This window comes from Anaerobiospirillum sp. NML120511, assembly GCF_023050955.1.
GTDB lineage: Bacteria > Pseudomonadota > Gammaproteobacteria > Enterobacterales > Succinivibrionaceae > Anaerobiospirillum.
Genome location: NZ_JALKIK010000021.1, coordinates 20,126 through 43,956, shown reverse-complemented (window position 1 = coordinate 43,956; position 23,831 = coordinate 20,126). Strand labels below are relative to the sequence as shown.

Annotated in this window: 15 protein-coding genes; 7 read left to right on the top strand and 8 right to left on the bottom strand. The window is 54.0% G+C overall.

Annotation, left to right across the window (positions count from 1 at the left end; genetic code table 11):
• Nucleotides 1-204: 204 nt before the first annotated feature.
• The 3 genes from rsxC to rsxA all read right to left on the bottom strand — a co-directional run bounded on the left by rsxC (nucleotide 205) and on the right by rsxA (nucleotide 4,375).
• On the bottom strand, nucleotides 205-2,481 hold the full coding sequence (gene rsxC / locus MXE39_RS07410; protein ID WP_246977904.1) for an electron transport complex subunit RsxC: 2,277 nt from the start codon (nucleotides 2,479-2,481) through the stop codon (nucleotides 205-207).
• A complete protein-coding gene (locus MXE39_RS07405; RefSeq protein WP_246977903.1) occupies nucleotides 2,481-3,050 on the bottom strand; it encodes an RnfABCDGE type electron transport complex subunit B in 570 nt (189 codons plus the stop codon). The genes rsxC and MXE39_RS07405 overlap by 1 nt, the downstream gene beginning before the upstream one ends.
• Nucleotides 3,051-3,787: 737 nt before the next feature.
• Nucleotides 3,788-4,375, bottom strand: coding sequence for an electron transport complex subunit RsxA (gene rsxA / locus MXE39_RS07400; protein ID WP_246977902.1), 588 nt, complete (start codon nucleotides 4,373-4,375; stop codon nucleotides 3,788-3,790).
• Nucleotides 4,376-4,970: 595 nt separating this feature from the next.
• Here rsxA and nth point away from each other — a divergent pair.
• Nucleotides 4,971-6,293 carry an endonuclease III gene (nth, locus tag MXE39_RS07395; protein ID WP_246977901.1) on the top strand — a complete coding sequence of 441 codons (1,323 nt, stop codon included), beginning with the start codon at nucleotides 4,971-4,973 and terminating at the stop codon, nucleotides 6,291-6,293.
• A 176-nt stretch (nucleotides 6,294-6,469) separates the two neighbouring features.
• Here nth and rimO read toward each other — a convergent pair whose 3' ends face one another.
• Complete coding sequence (gene rimO / locus MXE39_RS07390) at nucleotides 6,470-7,867, bottom strand: 30S ribosomal protein S12 methylthiotransferase RimO (protein ID WP_246977900.1); 1,398 nt, start codon at nucleotides 7,865-7,867, stop codon at nucleotides 6,470-6,472.
• Nucleotides 7,868-8,483: 616 nt separating this feature from the next.
• On the bottom strand, nucleotides 8,484-9,404 hold the full coding sequence (locus MXE39_RS07385) for a manganese-dependent inorganic pyrophosphatase (RefSeq protein WP_246977899.1): 921 nt from the start codon (nucleotides 9,402-9,404) through the stop codon (nucleotides 8,484-8,486).
• 746 nt (nucleotides 9,405-10,150) lie between these two features.
• Here MXE39_RS07385 and MXE39_RS07380 point away from each other — a divergent pair.
• The 4 genes from MXE39_RS07380 to uspE all read left to right on the top strand — a co-directional run bounded on the left by MXE39_RS07380 (nucleotide 10,151) and on the right by uspE (nucleotide 14,012).
• Nucleotides 10,151-11,011, top strand: coding sequence for a hypothetical protein (locus tag MXE39_RS07380; protein ID WP_246977898.1), 861 nt, complete (start codon nucleotides 10,151-10,153; stop codon nucleotides 11,009-11,011).
• A gap of 176 nt (nucleotides 11,012-11,187) precedes the next feature.
• Nucleotides 11,188-11,403 (top strand): hypothetical protein, encoded by a 216-nt coding sequence (locus MXE39_RS07375; RefSeq protein ID WP_246977897.1) that lies wholly within the window; start codon nucleotides 11,188-11,190, stop codon nucleotides 11,401-11,403.
• 216 nt (nucleotides 11,404-11,619) lie between these two features.
• Complete coding sequence (locus MXE39_RS07370) at nucleotides 11,620-12,231, top strand: lytic transglycosylase domain-containing protein (RefSeq protein WP_246977896.1); 612 nt, start codon at nucleotides 11,620-11,622, stop codon at nucleotides 12,229-12,231.
• A gap of 818 nt (nucleotides 12,232-13,049) precedes the next feature.
• Complete coding sequence (gene uspE / locus MXE39_RS07365) at nucleotides 13,050-14,012, top strand: universal stress protein UspE (protein WP_246977895.1); 963 nt, start codon at nucleotides 13,050-13,052, stop codon at nucleotides 14,010-14,012.
• Nucleotides 14,013-14,375: 363 nt separating this feature from the next.
• Here uspE and MXE39_RS07360 read toward each other — a convergent pair whose 3' ends face one another.
• The gene (locus MXE39_RS07360) at nucleotides 14,376-15,551 is read right to left on the bottom strand and encodes a hypothetical protein (RefSeq protein WP_247073903.1); all 1,176 of its coding nucleotides are present in this window, start codon (nucleotides 15,549-15,551) and stop codon (nucleotides 14,376-14,378) included.
• Nucleotides 15,552-16,312: 761 nt separating this feature from the next.
• Here MXE39_RS07360 and ttcA point away from each other — a divergent pair.
• Together ttcA and MXE39_RS07350 are read left to right on the top strand one after the other, a co-directional pair.
• Complete coding sequence (ttcA, locus tag MXE39_RS07355; RefSeq protein WP_246977893.1) at nucleotides 16,313-17,185, top strand: tRNA 2-thiocytidine(32) synthetase TtcA; 873 nt, start codon at nucleotides 16,313-16,315, stop codon at nucleotides 17,183-17,185.
• Nucleotides 17,186-17,649: 464 nt separating this feature from the next.
• Entirely contained in the window at nucleotides 17,650-21,429 is a 3,780-nt protein-coding gene (locus MXE39_RS07350; RefSeq protein WP_246977892.1) for an ATP-dependent helicase, read from the top strand.
• A gap of 248 nt (nucleotides 21,430-21,677) precedes the next feature.
• Here the strand turns inward: MXE39_RS07350 and panF are convergent, their stop codons facing one another.
• The gene (panF, locus tag MXE39_RS07345; RefSeq protein ID WP_246977891.1) at nucleotides 21,678-23,237 is read right to left on the bottom strand and encodes a sodium/pantothenate symporter; all 1,560 of its coding nucleotides are present in this window, start codon (nucleotides 23,235-23,237) and stop codon (nucleotides 21,678-21,680) included.
• A gap of 5 nt (nucleotides 23,238-23,242) precedes the next feature.
• Entirely contained in the window at nucleotides 23,243-23,635 is a 393-nt protein-coding gene (locus MXE39_RS07340) for a YhdT family protein (RefSeq protein ID WP_246977890.1), read from the bottom strand.
• Nucleotides 23,636-23,831: the final 196 nt, after the last annotated feature.

The following is a 23,831-nucleotide window of genomic DNA, read 5'->3' as shown; positions in this document are numbered from 1 at the left end:
ATCAACTGATGTACGCTGCAGCATCCTGGTAAGCCGGGGAGCTGATGAGCTGTGGCCGTCAAGCCGTTGCCTGCAAGCTTTGGGGCTCAGTCCTGACCACTCAAGCCGGGAGCTGCAGGCTTTGGCCGTCAAGCCGGGAGCTTCGAGCAGGGGCGGTCAAGCCGTAGGGGCAGAGCTCAGGGCTTGATGATCTTGAGGCTCTGATTAGCTGGTGGTACCTGCACTGTCAGAATTGTCGGTCTGGTTTTCCTCACTGGCAGGTGGCAGATCGGCACGGCGCAGTGCGCCTGGCAGCTTGAGGTTTTCTTTCTTTTTCTCCTCAGGGGCCTGCAGATACATCTTGGTCTTAGGGCGGCTCTCTGGAATGTAGACACCCTCAGCCGGAGGATTTTCCACCTTGTCCATGCATGGCTCACGCTCAGTTATGGCTGGCCACATATGGATATCAGGGGCATGCTTCTGCCGGGCACCCTTGCGCAGAGAGTAAGGCAGCTTCTCGCGCTGCTCAGCATTAGCATCATCTGAGGCGGCAACTGGTTTGCCAGCTGCGCGTGAGCTGTCAGCGATGCCATTTTCTTCAGCACGCTGACGCATGGCTGTAGTGCCGCCCTGAGCCATCATGGCTGCTACCAGCATGCCGTCAGGACGCTGCTGCATCATGCGGCTGGCACGCTCCTGGGCGGTGCTGGCAGCTAAGTTGCCTGCGGTACTGTCTGCAGCGTCGCCATCGGTGCTGGCTGCGCCTGCTGGAGATATGCTGCTAATGGCCTTGATGGCGGTAATAGAACCCATGGTGGCAGAGGATTCGCCCTGCGGACGCACCAGCATATCATTGCCTGATGGCTGTGCGGCTTTTTCACGGGCGGCAGCTCCAGCGGCTCCTCCTACGGCAGTATTGCCGACTGCGGCAGCACGGCGGGCAGCGGCACGCTCACGTGCTGCAGCTACTGCCTCAGCACGCTTCTGAGCAATCTGCTCCGGAGTCATGTCAGCCTCAGCTTCCTTTTCACGGGCAGCACGGGCCAAAGCGGCCTCACGGCGCTTACGTCGTGTTTCCTCTTCCTTTGCAAGGCGCTCATTGCGGGCAGCAATACGCTCCTGAGCACGCTGATTGCGCTTCTGATTGTCATCAAGCAGGCGCAAAATAGCCTTTTCCTTGCGGAACTGGGCTGTCAGAGTAATACGGGATGGGCATACGTAAGAGCAGCAGCCACATTCTGTACAGTCCATCATGCCGCAGGAGCTGGTCTTTTTGTGCATGCCGGCACGTGACAGAGCATAGAGCTGATAAGGCACGAGTCGGCTTGGGCAGACGCGGGCACAGCGGCCGCAGCGAATGCAGTTCATGGACTCAGGCTGCTCATCGAGCTCCTTGTAGGACGGTACGTAAACGCAGGTAGCGCTCTTGGTAATAGGCACATCAATGCTGGGCAGGGTAAAGCCCATGAAAGGGCCGCCCAGAATGACACGCTGACGGCGCTCAGGATTGAGCTTGTAGGAGTTGAGCACAAAGCGTACTGAGGTGCCAAGGCGCACCAGAGCATTGCCGCTGCGGCCCAGTGTCTGGCCGTCTACGGTAATCACACGTTTGATAAGCGGGATACCGTCGATAACTGCCTGCTTGATGGCAAAAACGGTTTCGACATTGTCCACTACAATTCCGCACTCAGAGGTGTGCTCACTGTAAGGGATTTCAATGCCGGTACAGATTTTGATGAGGTTACGGGCCGCACCTGACGGATAGAGGGATGGAATCTCTCTTACCTGAACATCTGAGGCAACAGCTGCCTTCATGGCCTTGATGGCATTAGGCTTATTGTTCTCAATGGCAACAATGATGACCTTTGGCTTGAGAATGTGGCGTACCACTTCAATGCCCTCGGCAATTTCAGCGGCGCGCTCCTGCATCAGACGGTCATCACAGGTGGCAACGGGCTCACATTCGGCACCGTTGACAATGAAAATATTGCAGTCGCCACGGGCTTCCTCAACGGCAGCACCGATTTTTGCGGCTGTCTGGAACTGGGCACCGCCCAGGCCTTCTACACCAAACAGACGGATGCGGTCGAGCAGCTCTTTAGGAGTACGCTCTTTCCAGTCAGTCATTGGCTCGTCAGGCACTTTTTCATCAAGGCCATCTGGCTTGATGGTGATGCAGCGGCCCAGAAAGCCTGACGGATGAGGCAGTACCTGCATGCCAATGCTGATAACCTCACCTGAGGTTGATGCATGCAGAGGAACGTTACGGTTGCCGCCAGGAGTAGTCAGACGCTGACCGGCCTTGACGCGGTCGCCGGTATGAACCAGCAGATGACCGCCCTCACCCAGGTGTCGGTCAAGAGGCAGGGTAATCAGAGATGGAATAGCCAGCTCTTCAATGGCACTGTTAGTGGTGCCCTTGCGCTCAACGGTTTTGATGCCGCCAAAGAAGCGCCAGATCTTGCCCTGCATGATTTTTTCTAACTGCTTGGAGAATGGCATCAGTTGGTCCCCTTGAAACGGATAGGGTGCAGTTCCCAGTTAAAGTTGGCAATGGTAGGCTCAAGACGGACCATTTCAATACACTTTTCAGGGCATTTGTTGACGCACTCATTGCAGCCTATGCACTCATTTTCCATAACGGTATGAACTACACGGCGCTCACCACGGATAGCGTCAACAGGGCAGTGACGGGTGCACTTGGTGCAGCCGGTGCACAGACTTTCATGAATAATGGCTACAGTGCGCGGAGCAAAGATAGCATCCTCGCTTTCATCAGCAGGTACGCTCACGCCCAGAATGGAAGCCAGGGTATCGATAGTGTCCTGACCGCCCGGGGTACATTTGTTACATGCAGCAGTACCATTGGCCATGGCCTCGGCATAGGCACGACAGCCAGGATAGCCACACTGAGCACACTGGGCGCCTGGCAGGGCTTTTTCCAGCTGATCGGCCTTGTCATCTCCATCATTCTTGCCGGCACGGGCCAGCAGGGACAGAATCACGCCAAGGGCGAACAGAGCTGCAGCTCCATAGAGCAGAAAACTGATTGCGTTATTTCCAATATCCATAACCGATAGCCTCTAAAGCTCCGTCAGTCACAAAAAGCGCAGCACCGCACATAACAGCACATCACAGAACCGCAAAACACGGCACAGTAACTGTTTACGCCGCGTCCCGCGCTCTAATGAGCTTAAGCATGTGGCTGAAAGCCTGCTGCCTCCTGCTGTACCACTGGCCACAGCAAGGGGCCTGTACTGCCGGGCAGTGCAGGCATTGCCCGGCAGCGCGGCATGTAACTGACATATGCAGGTGCCTGAACAGGGCATACAGAGCATCCTTGCTCTGTCTGGCAGAGCTGACCTGAGGTCAGATCTGTCAGCCTGCAGCGCTGCCATCCTGTATTCACTGCATGTGTGGGATGGCAGGCGATTAATTTATGGTCCATAAACTGAGCGCCGGCTCAGCCTCAATGCACCTCAGGCGCATACTGCGTACCTTTTACAGGGGCGCACTTGACGGCTGCAACTATCAGCCTGGCAGCATCCGGGCAATGAGCCGTAAAAGCATCACTGATGAGCTTTCACAGCGCCAGGAACGGACGGCCCAGTACGGATCTCCTTAGAGCAGGAGAAAGTATTCAGAAAAGGGGTTTTTCCATGTGAAGATGGCCTGATATGCGTGCCTGTTAAGAGCTGCTGTCAGTGCCATGCTCAGGCTGACTTACAGCCTGATGCCGTGCCTGATTCCGGGACTGATGCCGTGCCCGTGGCCAGGGCTGAGGCCTGGGCTGTTGCCAGGCATGTCGTCAGACCGAGCTGCCGGTAAATCCGGCAAAGCCCATGAATGCAAGGGACATCAGTCCGGCACTGATAAGGGCAATGGCTGTTCCCTGGAAAGGAGCTGGTACGTCGTTTAAAACCAGACGCTCACGCATGGCGGCAAAGAGAGTCAGTACCAGAGTAAAGCCGGCACCGGCACCCAGAGCGTAGACCATGGCGCTTAACAGGGAGTGATTCAGAGAGCTGTTGAGCAGCACCAGACCAAGCACAATGCAGTTGCTGGTGATAAGTGGGAGGTAGATGCCCAGAGCCTGATAAAGGTTATAGGAGGTCTTGCGGATAATGATTTCCACAGACTGAACGGCTACGGCAATAATGATGATGTCTACTATGAGATCAAGTGAGGTAAGGCCCAGAGGTCCCAGAACATAATTGTTGGCAAGGGTACAGATAAGGGCTGAGAGCACCAGCACAAATGTGGTGGCTCCACCCATACCCAGGGCGGCAGAGAGCTGGCTTGATACGCCGATAAAAGGACAGATACCAAGGAAGCGGACCAGCACAAAGTTATTAACTATGGCGGCGCTGAAGAAGAGTATTAAAGCGTCTATCATCGTACCCACTTTCTATGCACCTTTTAATGTCTGCAGGGGGCTGATGATTTAACGGGATCAGAGCCCGGCAGTCAGGAAAAGGATTTGAACCGGCTGGAGTAAGGATAAATATCAGGATAAACCTGAGGGTATAAGTCCCGGGGTATGCATGCATCGCAAAAGACAGAAACTGCACCTGGTCAAGCTTCCCCTAAGGGCGGTGCAGCTCTGCCTTTTGCGATGTATACACGACACAGGCGCGGTCATTGTACTTCATAGTGCTTAATTTGGCTAACAGACAAGAATCAATTGCATATTTTGCGCAAGTGATAACACTGCCTGAAATCAGCATAAATAAGCCATTTGATGCATCACTTGTAGCGCAGCGTAAGCAAAGGCTTACTCACATCGCCAGAGACTGTTGTAAATAATTTGTCCACAGCCTGTGATTTACAGGCTTTTTGACCATCAGTCCTGATGCCCATCGATAAAATCACGCACATGATAGGGACCTGACTTGATAAGGTCTGCAGATAGCCCATAATTGTCAGCATACACACAAAAAGAGAGCATCAGGCCCATGCCTGAGACCGGTACCACAAATCGAGGGACCACCATGAGCACCGCAAGTGAACAGGAAAAGACCCTGAAAAAGACCGCCAAATCAGCCAAAACCGCCAGACCAGCCGCTGAGCAAAATGTAAGGGCCACCAAGGCTGCCAAGTCTGCCAGGGCAGACAAGCCAGCCGCTGAGCCAAAGGCCAAGGCTGCAAAGACCTCAAAGGCAGACAAGCCTGCTGCTGAGCCAAAGGCCAAGGCTGCAAAGGCAACCAAGGCATCCAAGGTAGAAAAGGATGCTGCTGAGCCAAAGGCTAATGCTGCAAAGACCTCCAAGGCAGACAAGCCTGCAGCAGAGCCAAAGGCTAAGGCAAAGACTGCAAAGACCTCCAAGGCAGACAAGCCTGCAGCAGAGCCAAAGGCTAAGGCTAAGGCTGCAAAGACCTCCAAGGCAGACAAGCCTGCAGCAGAGCCAAAGGCTAAGGCAAAGGCTGCAAAGACCTCCAAGGCTGACAAGCCAGTTGCTGAGCCAAAGGCCAAAGCCGCAAAGGCAACCAAGGCATCCAAGGCAGAAAAGCCTGCAGCAGAGCCAAAGGCTAAGGCAAAGGCTGCAAAGACCTCCAAGGCTGACAAGCCAGTTGCTGAGCCAAAGGCAAAGGCCGGGGGCAAGAGCCGGGCTAAGGTGGCTCAGGTTTTTGCTGAGCCAAGCAAGGGGATTGAGGAGCAGTTTAAGGAAATCACTCTGCTCAATGAAAAAGAGCGCTATGAGATGATGAGCCTGCTGCAAAAGCAGAACCCTAATCCAAAGAGCGAGCTTGAGTTTTCCAATACTTTTGAGCTGCTGTGCGCCGTGGTGCTCTCTGCTCAGGCCACTGATGCCTCGGTGAACAAGGCAACTCCTGCTCTGTTTGCCAAAGCTCCTGATGCCCGCTCAATGGCGGCCCTTGGTGCTGATGGCATTGCTCCTTTTATTCAGAGCATTGGACTGTGGAAGAACAAGGCCAAATTCCTGGCCCAGCTCTCTGCCGTTCTGGTCGACAAGTACGACGGACAGGTGCCTGACAACTTTGATGAGCTGACTGCTCTGCCTGGTGTGGGCTCCAAAACTGCCCGTGTCGTTCTCAACGTGGCCTTTGGTCAGCCTTTTATTGCCGTTGATACCCACGTGTTCCGCGTGGCAACAAGAACAGGTCTGTGCATTGGCAAGTGCCCAGGTCAGGTAGAGGAGCGCATTGCTCCGCTGGTAGCTGAACCTTTCTTAAAGGAAGCCCATCACTATCTGCTGCTCCATGGCCGCTACAACTGCACTGCCCGTAACTTTGAGGGGCACTGCGAAAAGTGCGTGATTGCAAAGTACTGCAAGCACAATTATGAGCACTGATATCTCTGACAGGTGCTCACCGCCGTTTAACCCGGCATGAAAAAGCCCCGGCTGTCTGACAGACAGTCGGGGCTTTTGGCCATTATGGGCAGGGCTGTGCAGCACACGGCGCAGCCTGGCAGCTGCCCAGGTGCGGCTGTGGGCAGCTGTATGGCCGGGCCACCTGCCTGCTGTGCTTATGGCAGCACAGGGTTCTTTGGGGTGACCAGACGGAATGGGATGTGGGTATTAGGAGTTATGTTCTCCTCAAACTCAGCCCACAGGTCATGCTCGTCACTGTCGGTAATCTTTACGCGCAGTAAGTCACCTTCGTTAACGCGGGCACCACCTGGCAGCTCCTCAATGGTGACAATACCGTCAATGTCCGGAGCCTCGTATTTGGTGCGGCCAATGACAGTGCCCTCATCGGTAATGGCATCAACCAGCATCTCAAAGCTCTTGCCCACACGCCCGGCAAGCTTGGCACGGGAAACTTCAGCCTGAGTTTCCATGACAATGCGGGCACGCTCCTGACGAACCTCTACTGGCAGGGAGCCCTCGTAATCATTGGCCTGTGCACCCTCGACATCTGAGTATGGGAAGGTGCCTACGCGGTCAAGGCGGGCTTTTTTGATGAAGTCGAGCAGATTTTCAAAGTCCTGCTCAGTCTCACCTGGGAAGCCGGTAATGATGTTGGAGCGGATAGTGAGATCCGGGCAGATTTCACGCCACTGGCAGATACGCTCATAGGTGCGCTCAATATTGCCAGGACGCTTCATCTTCTTGAGTACAGGAGCACTGGCATGCTGCAGCGGCATGTCAAGATAAGGCAGGATAATGCCATCTCTCATGTAAGGAATGAGGTCATCCACAATCTTGCCCGGATAGACATAATGCATGCGGAACCATGGACGTGGGCTTACAGTTCCCAGGGCATCGCACAGCTTGAGAAGATTGGTGCCGTCGCGCAGGTCGCCACCGTAGTCGGAGGTATCCTGGGAAATAATCATGATTTCCCTGACGCCACGGGAGCTCAGATCATTGGCTTCGGCAATGATATTGTCAATTGGACGGGATCGCAGTGTACCGCGCAGATCAGGGATGATACAGAAAGCGCAGTGATGACGGCAGCCCTCGGAAATCTTAAGGTAGCTGTAATGCTTAGGGGTAAGCAGTACGCCTGAGGCTGGAACTGACTGACGGGCAATGGCAGGCGGCTCACCTACGAGGCGCTCTACGGCACGCAGTACAGCAGCTCGGCGGCCCGGGCCAATTACATCGGCTACATCAGGATACTCTTCGAGAACCTTTTCTTTCTGGGCACCAAGGCAGCCCATGACCAGTACCTGCTGGCACTGCTGACGGGCATCGTAAATAGCCTCAAATGACTCCTCAACTGCTGGCTCAATAAAGCCGCAGGTGTTAATGATGACCAGGTCGGCCTCATTGAAGTCATTCTCCAGACGATAACCTTTGGCCAGTAAAACGGAAATCAAACGCTGGGAGTCAACCAGGTTCTTTGGACAGCCCAGAGAAACCACGCCAATGCGTGGCACATGGTCGAGCTTTGGTTTAGTCTGATTATTTACAGCCATTACAGATCCTCAGAGGAAGTAGCATTACAGGGGCAAAAACAGGAAAACGGGAAAACAGGCAAAAAAACAGGAACAAGGCCAAAACGGCCCAAAAGCAGCCCAAAAGTGGCCAAAAGCGGGCTAAAACTGTGAAAAATCAGGATAAAACAGGCCAAAACCAGTCAAAGCCCATCTTATTCATCGCAATCACCAGCATAAACCCTGTCCACAGGCCTCGCCCGGTACATACAGATCAATCAGCTCAACTCAGGCAAGTATGCTTATGCCGGGCAGGACAGAAGTCAGGCAGCCGTGTTTTTGCAGGGCAGGCCAGCGTCCAGGCTCTTGCAGGGCAGGCCAGCAGCCTTGCTTATGCAGGGCAGGCCAGCAGCCTTGCTTATGCGGGGCAGACCAGCGTCCAGGCTTTTGCAGGGCAGGCCAGCAGACTTGCTTATGCAGGCAGTGGGCAGTCTTGCTCTGGTGAGCAAGGCGGACAAAAACAAGGCACTGGTGGTCACCAGTGCCTCTGTCTGTTCTCATACAGCAGCCGCCTCATAAGAGCTGTGCCTGTAAGCCAGGTTGCTGGCGGCTGCCTGAGGTAACCATCGCGCATGTGCAGATGGCTCAGGGAAAGCAATTAAGCCTTGAAAGCCTGCTCGAGGTTAGGAACAACCTGCTTCTTACGGCTCATAACGCCTGGCATCCACATCTTGTCGCTGACGGTAGTGTTCAGGGCTTTTGTAATTAACTCGCCATTGTCAGAGCACATGAGCAGCTCGGAGCCCTCTTCCATGATGTCGGTAATAACCAGTAAGGCGGAGTGACGGCCTTCGGCCTTAACCTTGTTGAGCTCGTCCTGTAACTGGGCCTTTAACTCAGGGGTGATTAAGGACAGGGAAACCAGCTCGAGCTGACCAATGCCAACCTTGTTGCCGGACATGTCAAAGTCCTTGAAGTCACGGAAGATTAAGTCACGGGCAGAGGCGCCGGACAGGTTGCTCTTGGCCTTGAACATTTCCATGCCCAGAGCCTGCAGATCCTCAACGCCGGCAATCTTTGCAAGGTCGTAGGCGGCCTGCTTGTCAGCCTCGGTGCAGGTTGGGCTCTTGAACAGAACTGTGTCAGAAAGGATAGCGCATAACATGGCGCCGGCCAGGGATGGATTGATCTCAACCTTGTAGTAGTCGTGGAGCTCCTTGATAACGGTGTTGGAGCAGCCTACTGGCTTTAAGTAAACCTCAACAGGGGTGTCAGAGGTAACGTCACCGAGCTTGTGGTGATCGATAATGCCAAGGAGCTTGCACTTGGCAAAGTCATCCGGAGCCTGAGCCAGATCGGAGTAGTCAACCAGGTAAACTTCCTGACCGGCTACGGAGTGGCATACCTCAGGAGCAGTAAGACCAAACTTCTCTAAAACGAAAGCGGTCTCAGGAGCAGGGGTGCCCTGAGCAACAGGCTTAACGTCGATGCCGCGACCACGGTATAAGTTGGTAGCTGATAAGGCAGAAACGATAGAATCAGTGTCAGGGTTCTTGTGGCCCAGTACTAAAGCGGTCATACTTTTCCTCGTGAAAAGATCAAATAAACTCTGGTTGTCAGAAGCTCACAGCTCCTGGAATCAGCAGCATCTTCCGTCTGTCAGAGGCTGTACTCCGCAGCAGATCCCAACGATGCAGCATCTGATACCCCGGGCAGCTGTTATCCCAGAGGCAATAACCCAGCCCGAAAGGCCGATATAAATGCCTTGCTGAAACATTTATTCTAGCACATATGGGTATGGCCAGTTCTGAAAAGGCCAAATTTTAACAGCTGCGCAGAACGCGGCACGTCCATGCAAAAAATATTCAGCCAGGCCCACAGGAATCATCTTTATGGCTCCAAAGCCAGCCCCCCGGATCATCATGCCCAGGCAGGGCCTCCTGTCCAGTTATTCAACTCCCCGCAATTGCCATATCGTGCCCATAACTCACAGACTGGTCGCATAACCGCCTCACCATTAGCTAAACCGCACAGCCACCCAGTGCCACTGCGCCCCACAGATCCATCTGGCAGGCATTGCAGGGAGCATCTCTGGCAGGCATAAATTGCAGGGAGCAGGCCTGGCATGCGGGCATTGCAGGGGCCTGGTATGCAGCCAGCCCAGGCGGCTGGCAGGACGCACGGGACAGTGGTACAGGAGCCCGGCTGCCCGGCTGCAGGGGTAGCCTGGGCAGCCTGGGCTGATGCGGGGTGAAGCGTGATGTAATGCTGTGCGCTGTGAGCCTGGTCAGAGTCAAAGATGGCGGGTAATGGTATACTCAGGTCATGATGTTAAATTTAAAAAGTATGGGACTGACCATGTGCGCAGTGGCAGTACTCTCCACTCTGGATCTTCCGCGCACCGTTAACTGGACCTCTGATTATTCACAGGTCCTGACAAGTCATGCCCCGGGTATGAGCTCTCAGGGCGGCTCATGGCTGCTGGGCACAGCTCATGCTGATGTTATTGCCCCTCAGGCTCCTCCTGAGCTTTCTGATACCTTAAAGGACTTCAGAACCAAGGAGCAGAAGAGCGAAAAGATTTACATCGAGGGCCGCAATGACCCTCAGAACTCTGTTGAGGTTCCAACAGTTCCTGGTGACGCCGAGTCCAAGGTCATGCGCATGAGCGCTACCTATCAGGCTCAGTATGAAGTGGCAGTACCGCGCCATGGCGTATCCATCATCCGTTTCTATGATCTCAACGGCTACCCTATGGACATTGTGTCCTCCCGCGTTGAGAACCAGGGATTTATTGCCGAGACTACAGCTGCTCCGTCCGAGCTGATGGTGCGCCAGTTCCAGGGAGCCTCAGCTACCCTGCTGCAGGTACGTCTGAAGGGCATCAATCAGAGCTTCCTGTTTACCTTAAAGCCGCTCACTGTCATCAATCAGCAGAGCTCGGTACGTACTCTGATTACCTCCATGACTGTAAATTACTATGTGGACGGCAATACCTTCATTCAGCCTGAGCCATACCGCTTTGGCAAGCCAAATCCTGCTGCCCGTGCCATCAACTATGACAAGGTAAGTCAGGACAGGCTTGAGGTGGATATGCTCGAAGCTGTCACCGCCTCCATGCCGCTGAACAAAGATGAGCGCGACGCCGGCATGCGCCTGATTGAAGAGCAAATCAAAAAGCAGTAGTAAACATAATGGACAGTGCTAAGGGCTGGCTGCCTGTACCACATGCTGTGCCCGATGCCAGCTGCTGCAGGGCCCTCTATTCATGATATATGGCACTATTCCCTGGCAGGTAATAAAAGATCTGTAAGACAGGTAATGCTGGCTACGACGAGCTTACTTGCGTGTGGGAGAGTGCTGTGCTCAGTACTCATGACTTTCCAGGTCAGAAGGATTATGAGTTCTACAAAAGCAATCTGTGCATGTACTTTGGCTACGTTGACCTGTACGTCGTTAAGCGCCATGGCCGTATAGCCGGTTTCACAGGCATTGCTGCCGACCGTATCGAGATACTTTTTGTCATGACGACTTCAGAGGAAGCGGTGCCGGCAAAGAGCTTATCCTGTATGCCATAAATGAGACTGGGGACTGCATTGTTGATGTCAACATGCAAAACCTTCGGGCTTCAGGCTTTTACGAGCATATGGGAGTTCAGTTGCCGGACGCAGTGAATATGACAGCAAGGGCAAACCATATCCCATGGTGCACATGAAGCCTGTCAGGGGCTGAGTGCAGGCAACTGTGTTGTGAACAGTACTTCCAGTCTTTACATTTACTGAGCTCGAGGGGCTATGATCTCAACTTCAATTAAGACAGTTATTTCCATGAGAAAGATGAGTTTTATGGCTGTCATGGGTATGCTTGGCGCAGCTGTGATCTTCCTGTCGACCTCTGCCTTTGGCGCCTCCTTGTCCTGCGAGGTTACCGGTCACTGGCGTGAGGTGGCTTATCTTGAGCCTCCTATGAAGCAGTATGCTTCGCTCAAAAGCTGCATTGCCTGGACAGCCTATCAGTTTGAGCTGCCTGAAGAGCTGCTGTACTCCATCCTGTACGTGGAGCGCGGTCCTGTCAATGGCAAGTGCGGCACTAACAGAAACGGCACTCAGGACTGTGGTCCAAGCCAGATTAATGACGTGCGTCTTGGTGAACTGCGTCAGTTCAAGCTCACCAAAAGCGATATCAAATCCAAGCCTTGCCATAACATCTGGGCCATGGGCTATCTGATTCGCCGTGAGATTGAAAAGGCTGATGGCAACATCTGGACCGGCGTAGGCAATTACCACTTCCATTACAGCGTAAATCAGAAGGTTCATGACCGCTATGTAGAGCGCATTCGCCGCGCATGGCAGACGCTGGTCACATCAACCTACAACTACTGTATTGAAGACAGGGACGAGCATTAGTGCGTCACAGGGGCCGGCTTTTTGCCGGCCTTGTTGTCTCCAGCTGCTGGCAGACTGCCAGGCGCCCATGGCCGAATGGCCAGAGTCGCCCGGGCTCACTGGCGTCTTTGCCGCATGCCTGAAGGCGCATGTTCATACTGGAGGATAAGGGCTTCATGCTCCGGGCTTGAGGCTTCGGGATGGAGGCCGTAAGCATGGGATTGTCAGCAGTGCGGGCTGGAGTCTGACTGTTGCCTGATGCTCTGGGGGCCTGTCAGGGCCGGTGGTGCGTATGCCTGGGCTTATTGGAGAAAAGTTCCCTGTGCCAGGACTTAACGGGCAGAAAAATGGTACTTTTTGGAGCAATGACCGTATCCGGGAAAAAATAAGATACGTCCGGCCTGGTATGTACTAAAATAGATTGAAAGAAATGTCAGCCGGTCAAAGCGGTTATTTACTTGCTTTGCGCCACGGGCTGATATGCCTTGCATGTGCTTTTGCAGTGGTCGTGTTAAGATAACGGCCGCGATTAGTACTTTTCAGTCCCTGAAAGTCATGTCTTAACAGTATGTCAGCCTCTGGCAAAATGTCAGTTTCTGGCATGGTATCTGTGCATTTGGTTCTGGCATCAGGCAGTGATGGCCCTGTCGGATTTGGGCATCAGGTGGTGATGACCGTGGCAGGACTTGCAGAGGATTTCCGGCCTGACCTCAGATCAGGATGGGAAATGTTTTCCCTGACCTTTATTTCTGACAGCTTAACTTGCTGCGAGGTTTTGCCTGTGGGCAGAAATGATACTGAATGGTTTGCCTGGATATAAGCACAAACGGAGTTCTTAAGTGAGAAAATTTAAGAAAATAATGGTGGTCATTGAGCCAAAACAGATGCGCCAGGTTGCTCTGGAGCGTGCCATGGCCATAGCTCATGCCGGAGGCAGATCCACTCTTGAGATCATCGCCGTAATGCCTGTTACCGAGCTTACCCGTGATCTTACTTCCATGCTTTCCGTTGAGCCTAAGGAAGATATCAAGGCTTCAGTTATTGCCCGCAGTGAAAAGTGGCTCAAGGCCTACCTGTCTATCCACGCCATGGGCTATGACATTCATACCCGTGTTATCTGGTCACGCTCAGCGGGCAAGGACATTACCCACATGGCTCATGAAGAGGGTGTGGACCTGCTCATCAAGGCTCATGAAGTTCATGGCATGTTTGACAGTGTGTTCTTCACTCCGCTTGACTGGCAGCTGCTGCGTCATGCTCCCGTACCAGTGCTGATTGCCAAGGATCATATCTGGCATCCAACCGGCATTGTGGCAATTGCCCTTGATCTGTCTGATCCTGATGACAGTGAGGCCCGCATGCTTAACATGCGTCTGCTGCGTGAGGCTCAGGAGCTGTGCCGCATCATGCACTGCCAGATCCATATCCTCAACGCCATTCCTCCGCTGATGCCACCGACATCTATGAATATGCCAGGATTTACCCCGGATCTGCTGGGTGATGCGGCCTTAAAGGAAGGCTGCAAGGCTGTGCTGTCCTTTGCTGCCCGTCATAAGATTCCTGCTGAGCACTGCCATATCCGTGAAGGTCAGCCAGATGATGTTATTCCAACCCTTTGTGCTGAACTCAAGCCAACAGCCCTGTTTATTGGTACCTCAGCACGTAAGGGTGTAGCGGTAGCTCTGGCTGGCAATATCTGCGAGCGCGTAGTGGATAACCTTGCCTGTGACGTAGCAGTAATCACTCCAAAAGCTGTTATAGAGCGTGTGCCTTTAGCTGCTGAGGGAGTTTCTGCCCCTTAGTCTGTATGTACCAGTAAAATAATTCCCGGCAGCTGCGCACGCCGGGAATTGCCAGATACTTTACAAAGCAAAGCCCCTGACTGTGTTTACAGTCAGGGGCTTTGTCGCTACTGGGCCCGGAAAGATGCCGGACGGCTGCAATACGGCCAGTGCCGGGCAGCTTGCTGGCACCCCGGAACAGTGTCAGCAGGCCTGCAGTGTACTGTAAGGTCGAGACAGTGGTGCCGGGGCGTGCCTTATTTACCAGTAGCCTTGCCTGCAGCTGGCTTTACAGCTGGAGCAGCTGAGGAGGCCTGGTCGGATGAGGCTGCCGGAGTGGCTGAGGCAGCCGGGTCGGCAGAGGCGTCCGGGGCCTTGCCGGCATCAGCTGATCCCTGGAGATTTTTTTTGTGAGTTAAACCAGGAAGTACGCACAGTGGATGGGCTTGGCTTGCCATCTTCGTTGTAGATACCTTTCCAGTCTGGTAACACCTTGAGGAGTTGTTCAAACTCATACTGGTCGAGCTTTTGTGACAGACCAAGATAGTTTTTTATCCTGGCCATGATTCCTCTTGCCTTAGGGGCGCCGCTTGCCTGGTAGTCACTGCTGCAGCGCAGACGTATTCCCAGATCTCTTAATACCTCATGCAGATCAGTGCTGGCCTGAAGCTCAGCAAGCAGATTATGGGCATCAGGATCCTCAGGATCAGGCAGAGCAGTATGGGTATAAATACGGCATCCTGGCAGATACTCTCTAAAAGGATAAAGTTGTTTGAGAGCTTTGATAATCAGATCTGGATTGAGCTTTTCCTGCCAGTCCAGTGCCAGCAGCTCGGAGCTGTATTCGTCGATGATGGCAAAGACATTAAGGGTACGCCCAGACTCCTCATCTGTCACAGTAAAGGCATTAGCCAGCAGGAACTCAAAAGGGCGCAAGGCCAGCTCGTCTTTGAAGTCACGTCCCTCTTCAATTACCGGACATTCCTTACTCTCAAGGGCTTTCTTTTCTGAGCTGATGAGGTCCTGCAGGCGCTTTTCTTTCTCCACTGCATCGGCAAAGCTGAACAGTCTTGTAGTCACAGCAGGGTTTATGTTCTTGTGTGACATGTTCAGACTGTGATTATTCCAGTAGTGAATGGAAAGCAGGATCTCATTTGCCACTGTATTCCAAACATGAGTACAGGCAATATGTGGTTTGATGCCTGAAACCTTCCAGCGCTTGAAGAAGTTCTGAACCATAGCGGTTGCGGCGTTGGTGGCCTTTTGAGGAATATAGGTTTTGATGTCTGGCAGGCTGGCAAGAGCGTTCTGTACCTTTTTGTCCTTGAAAACAGTGTTGCGTCCTGTGTACACAAGGGCCTTTGAACCGGCAGGAGCGGCTCTTTTCATATGCTCGGCGAGCATTTTTAAACCATGAGTCATAAGGTCAGAACTGCGATTGCGACCAAGGCAGCATACTGCAATCTCAGTGCTGAAGAGATCGATGATAACCAGCATTTGCAGTGGCTCATCGCGACACTCAATCTCGGTCAGTCCGCAGGAGAAATACTGGCATGGCATAGTTGGAGTAACTGTAGTCTCACCTGAAATTTTGCCGGTGTCATCATAAACAGGATATGGCAGGACCAGGTCACAGTGGCTGCTGGGCTTTACAAAACTGTTTATATACCTTGGGCAAAAGTCTGAGGTCATGGCATATACGCCCTCAGGACTTTTGAATGAATAGTATTTAAGCAGCATCATCCCACTTGCTTTGGCATCACCATACAAGTATTTATGCAGCCGGTGCTCACTGACATGAGATACGACAGGTTTGTAAATATCGACAGGGATATCGATTTTATAACTTTCATGAATATACATGTGCTGCTTGTTCTCCGTTAGGGCTCGCTGACAGTAAATTGCTGATTGTAAACCATAAAGCTGCTGCCTATGCACTTTCAGCGCTCTTATTACTGACATCATCGCTCTGAACAGCCGCAGCCGGCCTGTGCCATGCCTGCGCCAGGCCAGAGCCCAGGACCGGGTTCCTGGCCTGGCCCAGGTCTGGTAGCTGGCCTTGCCATGGGCACAGCCATGGCATGCCAGCAATGCCATGCCGGGCCACTGGTGCCTGTATGGGGATGGTGGGAGTGAGGTTGTTGCAGGGGCGCTGATGGCAGTGGTGATGCTGTGGTGATAAATCCTGGCAGATTGGGGAAAATATGGCATTCGTGCTAAACTGTGGGCCCATTTTTCTGGACATTATGTGTGCCATGGGCCTGCCAGCCCTGAGCGCATATGGAAAGACCTCTGTTGCATGCCTCAGGAGGGCAAATAAAGTGCGTGATGACAATGATTTACCGTCCAAAGCTGATGAATACGGCCGCAAGGTAAGTCCTTACTTCAATATCGAAGACAAGGAAGCCAAGTATAAGGCAGACAAGCTGTTCAAGCGTCTGCGCCGCAAGGTAGGTCATGCCATTGGTGATTACGGAATGATTGAGCCTGGCGACCGCGTCATGGTCTGTATTTCCGGCGGCAAGGACTCCTATGCCATGCTGGATCTGCTTCTTTCCATCAAGCGTTCAGCTCCTATTCCTTTTACCCTTATCCCTGTGCATATCGATCCTGGTTTTCCGGGCACCCCTGAGGGCATGGTAGAGGGACATCTTAAGAATGTAGGCCTTGATTACTTCGTACTCAAGCGTCCTGTTTACCAGATTTCCAAGTCCAAGATCGGCCCTGATCAGCGCATGTGCTCTATCTGCTCCCGTATGCGCCGTGGCTTTCTGTACACTGCTGCCCGTGAGCTCAACATCACCAAGGTAGCCCTGGGGCACCACCGTGACGACATCCTGGCTACTTTCTTCTTAAACCTGTTCTACTCAGGCATTATGAAGACCATGCCGCCGATTCTGCGCAATGACACTGATGACCTCACCGTCATCAGACCTCTTGCCTACTGCCGCGAGCGTGACCTGACCACCCTGGCCAAACTCAAGGACTACCCGATAGTGCCAAAGGGCCTGTGCGGTTACGGCGAGAACGAAGAGCGTGCTGCCATGCTGCGCATGATTCGCGGCTGGGAAAAGGATTATCCAAAGCGTCCTGACATTATTTTCAAGGCCCTCAAGAATGTGGTCCCATCTCATCTGCTCGATCGTAATCTCTTCGATTTCAGCAAGATTTCCAACGGCCCACGCGTAAAGTAAGAACGCAAGGCTTTCCTGGAGGGGACTAAGCCGCATGGGCACTTTGGCCTGAAGGCGGCACACGCGTAAAGGCCAAAATGCCGGGCGGCATTTGAGTTGTCCGGCCCCAGGGGCTGGGCGTGGCCGGGCTGGGCGTAGCCGGGCAGGGCTGGGAGTGGCTGCACAGGCAGGCACAGCAAAAGCCATATCAATGAGCTCTGACAGTAAGCTGTTAGGGCTCTTTTTGTATTAATGCTATTATTACCAGGCTCACTTACAGGCTGTTCCTGACCTGCCGTGGCAGGTCAGGAACAAATGCCTGCACCCTGGACGCAGGCCGGAGCGCAAAGCGCTTCCGACACGGGGCGAGCTGCAGCACTGACCTGCCCGGCCATGGCCATGGCCATGTCCATGCCAGGCCCGCAGGACTGGGCGTAGCAGGGTTGGGTGAGCTGGATGTCTGGTAGATTTTTCAGGGAGGCGTAATGTCTGACTGGCTTGATGTGCTCAATGATGAACAGCGTGAGGCCGTTGAGGCCACTGAGGGCTATATCTGTCTGCATGCCGGTGCCGGCACGGGCAAGACCCGCACCCTGACATACCGCTATGCCTATCTCATCAATGAGTATGGTATTTCGCCGCGCTCGGTATGGTGTGTGACCTTTACCAACAAGGCCGCCATTGAGATGAAACAGCGTGTCCAGCAGCTGTGTGGCAATGCTGTGGGCAATCCTTTTGTTACCACCTTCCATGCTTTCTGCGCGCTCTTTTTGCGTGAGGAAATCATGGCCGTTGGCTGGCCTAAGACCTTTACTGTCAGTGACGTCTCTGACGTCAAGGATCTGCTCCGTCCCCTGTACCAGGAATGCGAGGTGGACGGCAAGAAGCTCAGCCTTAAAAAGGCCTGGGAGTTTATCGATGCCAAAAAGGGCGACCGTGACTATGTGCCGGCCCTGATTGGTCCTGACAGCATGGAACTTATGAAGCGCTCCCAGGAAGCTGCCGAAGATGAGCTCAAGCTTTTCTGGCGCTATCTTTTTGCCCAGCGCACCACCTATTCGCTTGATTTTGATGATCTTATCTTACTGACCCTGCATATTCTCAATCACTTCCCTGAAGTCAAAGAGCGCTGGCAGAAGCGCCTTGAGTACATCATGGTCGATGAGTTCCAAGATATCGACAGTGATCAGTATGAACTGGTCGAGATCCTGGCCGGAAAAAACAACAATCTCTTTATCGTAGGCGATCCTGATCAGACCATTTACTCTTTCCGTGGTGCCCGCGTCGAATATTTCAAGAACTTCTGTAACCTGCATGCCGGGCAGGGACGCAAGCTCAATCTGACTTATAACTACCGCTCGCAAAGTCATATCCTGCAGGCGGCCTACTCCGTTATTTCCAACAATCCTGACCCCGACCGTCTGCCTCTGGTGGCCATGCGCACTGACATCACCATTGATGACATGGCATCTACCCACGACCCTAATATCCGCAAAGAAGACAGGATGAGCCCTGATGTGGCTGCCAAAATAGCCAGCAGCTCCTATTACAGTCAGGGCACTGCACTCAGACAGCGCAAGGACAGACTGGCCCGTGTTACCGGCTACCGTGCCCAGCAAAAGCTCGAGCGTATCGGCCTTGAGCCGGTGCGCCCGGGTGACGGCAGCCAGGGGAGCCTGGGCAGCCAGGGCAGCCAGGGCAGCCCTTATGGCCAGGCTGGTGCGACCGGCCCGTATGGCCAGGGCAGTGTCGGGGGACGTCCCTCCTACAGTGAGGCGGTTACTCTGCAGGCAGGTGACGGGCAGTATCACTATGAGTATCAGGCTGTCAGCGACAGGCAGGTAGAAGGTCTGCGCGGCGTTCTGAGTGAGACCCCGGATAAAAATGGCCGTGCTCTGAGCATGAAGCCGGTCATTACCCATACCTCCTCAATTTATGTTGAGGCCGATTACGTCTGCCGTACCATTAAGGAAATCAGAGAGCTCTTCCCTGAGTCATCCATTGCCATTCTCTACCGTGCCCACTATGTGGCCATGCAGCTTGAGAATGCTCTGGTAACCAGCCATATTCCTTACAACGTCATTGGCGACCAGCGCTTCTTTGACCGCAAGGAAATCAGGGATGTCATTGCCTACATCAGACTGCGCGTCAACCTTGATGATGATGTGGCCTTCCGTCGTGTGGTCAATGTTCCTCCACGTGGCTTTGGCAAAAAGCGTATGGAGCATCTTGAGGCTATTGCCAGAGCACAGGGCTGCTCACTGTTCCATGCCCTTGCCCACAGCGCTGATGATGACTTCCTTTACAAAAGGACAGGGATGGAGAGCTTTGTCAGCACCATGACAGCCATGAATGCCATGGATTTTCGTGCTCCGGCAGATGACTTTGAGATCATTATCAACAACAGCGGCTATGAGGAGTGGATTAAGCAATCAGGTGAGGATGAGCGTCTTGAGAACATTGCCTCATTGAAGACCTACCTCAATGACTTCAAGAAGAATCAGGATGATGAGGTCAATCTTGCTGACTTCATTGCCAATATCACCCTGATGACCAGTATGGACGAAAACAGGCCTGATGCTCCGGTACGTCTGATGACAGTGCATAATGCCAAGGGCCTTGAGTTTGACTATGTCTTTGTCGTAAGCGTCAATGAAGCTGTTTTCCCAAGCAAAAAGGCCATTAATGAGCTCAATGTAGAGGAAGAGCGCCGCCTGATGTATGTGGCCATGACCCGTGCCCGCAAGCAGCTCTTTCTGTCTGAGGCCGGTGGTGAGCTGCAGAACCGCTCTGATCCGTCAGCCAGGATTAAGCGCCAGCCATCGCGCTTTTTAAGCGAGGTCAAGCGTGAGGATGTCATCGAGATTGGTGGCAGCAGCGCCGACTGCATCAATCGTGATCAGACCTCTGCCCGCAACAGCAGCGGCGACCACATGACCGCAGGTGAGCGCTTCTTCCACAAGCTGCTGGGCCATGGCGTGGTACGCGAAGTGCGTGAGGCCGATGGTGAGTATCTGGTCTTTTACGAGAAGCTCGGTCGCGAGCGCACCCTTGCCTTTACCGCCAAATTTGAGCGTCTCAACGCAGCCTCCTCAGCCGCCCCCGAGGCTGCCTCGCCTGAGGCTGCCGCCCCGCAAGCAGCTCAAGCTGCCCAGGCGGCACCAGCGACCGCTCCGGCACCGGCAGCGGCAGCTCAGGCACGAGGCATGTCGCTGGCTGACTTTCTTGATGCCCGTAAGGGCGCCCAGCCTGCAGCAGCAACAGCCACAGCAGGATCTGCTGCCGGTGCGGCTGCAGCCTCTCCATCGCCTTATGCCTCGCGACCTCATAATTTCAATTATCCTGAGGGCGATGTTGAGGATGAGGACAATCGCAGCATCAGCATTAATCAGTGGGAGCAGCGCTTAAGACAGCAGAGCACCTCCGGTCCTGGTGCCGCAGGCGCAGCAAGTCCATGGGGAGCAGGCGCTCCAGTAGCCACACCAGCATCTGAGGTCAGCGCTGGGACACCATCGGCTCCTGCTGCTGCTCTGACTGCTGGTGCCGCCGCTGCCCGCAAGATGTCACTTGCTGACTTCCTTGAGGGCAGTAAGGGCGCTCAGGGCGCTGACAGCAGTGCCAGGGCAGCTGCCTCACCATATGGTGCTGTCGCAGGTGCTTCACCTTTTGGTGGTCAGGGAATGTCGCCTTATGGCAGCCCGAATGGCTCTCCTTATGCCCGTCAGGTCTCACCTTATGAGCTGTGGAGTGGCAGTGCCACTGACGAAAGTGGCTCTGGCACCAGCTCAGATGCTGATGCCGGTGCGTCGCCTTATGGAGGAGCAGTGAGCTCATCGCCTTTTGGTGGTCCGGCATTGCCGCCTCTGGAGCGCAGCAGGGCTGCTGCCGGCGCAGCTGCCGACGCAGCAGCGGCGGCACCGGCCACAGATGCAGCTGGAGCAGGTGCGTGGTCTGAGCCTGATGATGACAACTGGTTTGCAGGCGGGGACTTCAACGACAGCAATGATGGCGATGATGATGAGTTTGTGCCTGTAGAGGCGCTCTCTCATGCCGCAAGCGGTGCTGCGCCGTATGCTGGTGCCGCAGGCGGGGCTGCCGCCGGTGCCGGCAGGGCCGGTGGAGATGAGGTACTGGGCAAATTCGGGGTTAACAATTTTGACCTTGATTTTGGCAAGGGCTACGGCTTTGGCCGTGGCAGATCCATGCGCGAGCTCAAGTATCTGATGCCAGGCAATGATGGTGATAATGGTAATGATCAGACCTGATCTGGTCTGGCAGGGCCATAAATGACAGGAGGCGCTTTTCCGGCTAAGGAAAAGCGCCTCCTGTTTTTTGTGCATCCTGCAGCTGTTGCTGCATATCTGTGGGGCCGGGACTGAGCCAGAGGGCATGCGCCCCGTGAGTTCAGCCACGGCCTGCGTTGCCGCTGCCAGGCCGGTGTTGGACCGGACGTTGGACGGGCCGGTGTCAGACGGGACGTCGGATGGACCGGCAGGCGGCACGTGCTGTGTTATCAGGCACGGGACAGATATGGCTTGTGCGGGAAGAAGATGTCGTGGGTCTGGCGGCTCATGCCCTGACGGAGCATGTTGTTGCCAATCCAGGTGCCGATGATGGCGCCAATGAGGCCGGCAATTAGGGCCGGAACAATGGCGTGGGCACTGAACATGGAGATCTTGAAGATCATGCCAATGGCATAGACACTGATGGAGCTGGCAATGCTCACCAGCAGACCGCAGGTATTAAAGCGGCGGGAGAACAGACCCAGCAGTACCGGCCAGACAAAGGCGCTTTCCAGACCGCCAAAGGCAAAGAGGTTAATCCAGGCAACCACATCCATAGGGAACAGGGCCAGGATAATGGCAATGACGCCCATGATCATGGCAGTGCCCTTTACAATCAGCTTCTCGTGATAGCTCATGGAGCTGCTTACGGAGTCCTCGATAAGCTCAGGCTCGTTTGCCTTGCCCTCAGGGCGGTGCAGGGACTTGAAGAGATCACGAACCACAGCTGAGGCAGCAGCAATGAGCAGGGAGCTGACAGTACTCATGGTAGCTGCCAGAGGGCCCAGAATAGTCACGCCTGCAAGCAGAGGATGCATTTTGGCGGCAATCAGTGAAGGGATAACTGTGTCAGTACCGCCTGCTGGCAGTTGAGTTACTACGGCACGGGCCAGCACACCCAGCATGGTCATACCAATCATCAGGGCACCGCAGACAACGGTGGCGATAATCATGGACTTGTGCAGTTCCTGGCTGGAGCTGTAGCTCATGCATCGTACCAGAGACTGAGGCAGACCAATGGTGGCAAAGCCTACCAGAATCCAGGTGGAGAACAGCAGGCCAATTGGCAGGGCGCCGCCGGCATTGTACTCAAGATTGCGACTGATGCCGGTAGCCTCGTTGATATTGACCTCGGAAATGGTCTTCATTACCTGACCAAGGCCGCCGCCTTCGGTGATGATGACATAACCAAGGACAAACATGCCGGTTAGCATCAGCAGGGCACAGATAGCATCAGTAACAGCCACAGCGCGGAAACCGCCTGAGGAATACAGTACGGTAACCAGGGCAAAGATGATAAGACCCAGCTTGTAGTCGATGCCGGTAAGGCCGGCAAAGATCTGGGCACCACCAATGAACTGGCCCACAATCATGGCGATAAAGAAGATGATGAGCAAAATGGCCAGCACAAAGGATACGGTGCGGGATCTGAAGCGCTCATAGATAAGGTCAATAACGGTCAGGCTGTCGGTACGGTGTGACAGCAGGGTCAGCTTCTTGGCCAGAACGCCCAGAATTAAAAAGGCAGTGATAATCTGCGGAGCGGCAAAAACCACCCAGCCCAGACCAAGATTCCAGGCAATACCCGGACCTGACACAAAGGAGGATACTGATCCGTAGGTGGCTACCAGGGTCATGGCCAGCACAATGCCACCCAGGCTCTGGGAGCCAAGGAAGTATTCCTTTTTGAAGTTTGCGGCACGGTTGGAGCGCCATGAGGCGGCCCAGCCCACGCCCAGAAGGACGATAAAGAAGATACCAACCGGTACCAGAGGCAGGATATTAAACATTGATCTCACTCTCCCCTGTCGGTTTTGTTTTTGACGGAAGTGACATTAAGCACGCATGGCTTCATGAAGAATTTGACCAGCACAATGACTACGCCTACAGAAAGGACATAGCCTCCAAGGCAGCTCAGAACAAACCACAGAGGCATATGCCATATGGATACTGTGCTGTCGTGAGTGAGGAAAATAGCCAGCCAGAAACATACTGTTACCAGTACGGCGGCAAGGAAGGTATACAGAGCCTCGGAGTCAAGCTGACTGAACTGGGCTGCATACTGCTCATGAGTCAGCTCGACACAGCCTGAGGCGGCAGCTGGTGCTGATGGCGCAGCCTGGGCTGACAGGTCAGCCTGGGCTTGCAGCGCCTCAGTGCTCTGATCTGAAGAGTGGGAATTGCTCATAATTTGATCCTTATTACTCCGGCTGCCCGTAAGGAGCAGCGGAAAATGCTCAGGTAAATGCACGGGGGCATTGTAGCAACCTTGCAGTCAAAATAACGCAAACTGCAAGTTATGCCTGATAAAGAGCATATAAAAGCCATTTTGGGAGCGGGGAGCACAAGAATTTCATATGGATAACCTGTATGTCAGTATGAGG

Coding starts and splice junctions, on each gene's coding strand:
- MXE39_RS07385 (WP_246977899.1), bottom strand. CDS start 9,404: ATGACCGCTTTAGTACTGGGCCACAAGAACCCTGACACTGATTCTATC.
- MXE39_RS07360 (WP_247073903.1), bottom strand. CDS start 15,551: ATGCCATGCCAGTATTTCTCCTGCGGACTGACCGAGATTGAGTGTCGC.
- rimO (WP_246977900.1), bottom strand. CDS start 7,867: ATGGCTGTAAATAATCAGACTAAACCAAAGCTCGACCATGTGCCACGC.
- rsxA (WP_246977902.1), bottom strand. CDS start 4,375: ATGATAGACGCTTTAATACTCTTCTTCAGCGCCGCCATAGTTAATAAC.
- MXE39_RS07380 (WP_246977898.1), top strand. CDS start 10,151: ATGATGTTAAATTTAAAAAGTATGGGACTGACCATGTGCGCAGTGGCA.
- MXE39_RS07370 (WP_246977896.1), top strand. CDS start 11,620: ATGATCTCAACTTCAATTAAGACAGTTATTTCCATGAGAAAGATGAGT.
- nth (WP_246977901.1), top strand. CDS start 4,971: ATGAGCACCGCAAGTGAACAGGAAAAGACCCTGAAAAAGACCGCCAAA.
- rsxC (WP_246977904.1), bottom strand. CDS start 2,481: ATGCCATTCTCCAAGCAGTTAGAAAAAATCATGCAGGGCAAGATCTGG.
- MXE39_RS07340 (WP_246977890.1), bottom strand. CDS start 23,635: ATGAGCAATTCCCACTCTTCAGATCAGAGCACTGAGGCGCTGCAAGCC.
- panF (WP_246977891.1), bottom strand. CDS start 23,237: ATGTTTAATATCCTGCCTCTGGTACCGGTTGGTATCTTCTTTATCGTC.
- MXE39_RS07350 (WP_246977892.1), top strand. CDS start 17,650: ATGTCTGACTGGCTTGATGTGCTCAATGATGAACAGCGTGAGGCCGTT.
- MXE39_RS07405 (WP_246977903.1), bottom strand. CDS start 3,050: ATGGATATTGGAAATAACGCAATCAGTTTTCTGCTCTATGGAGCTGCA.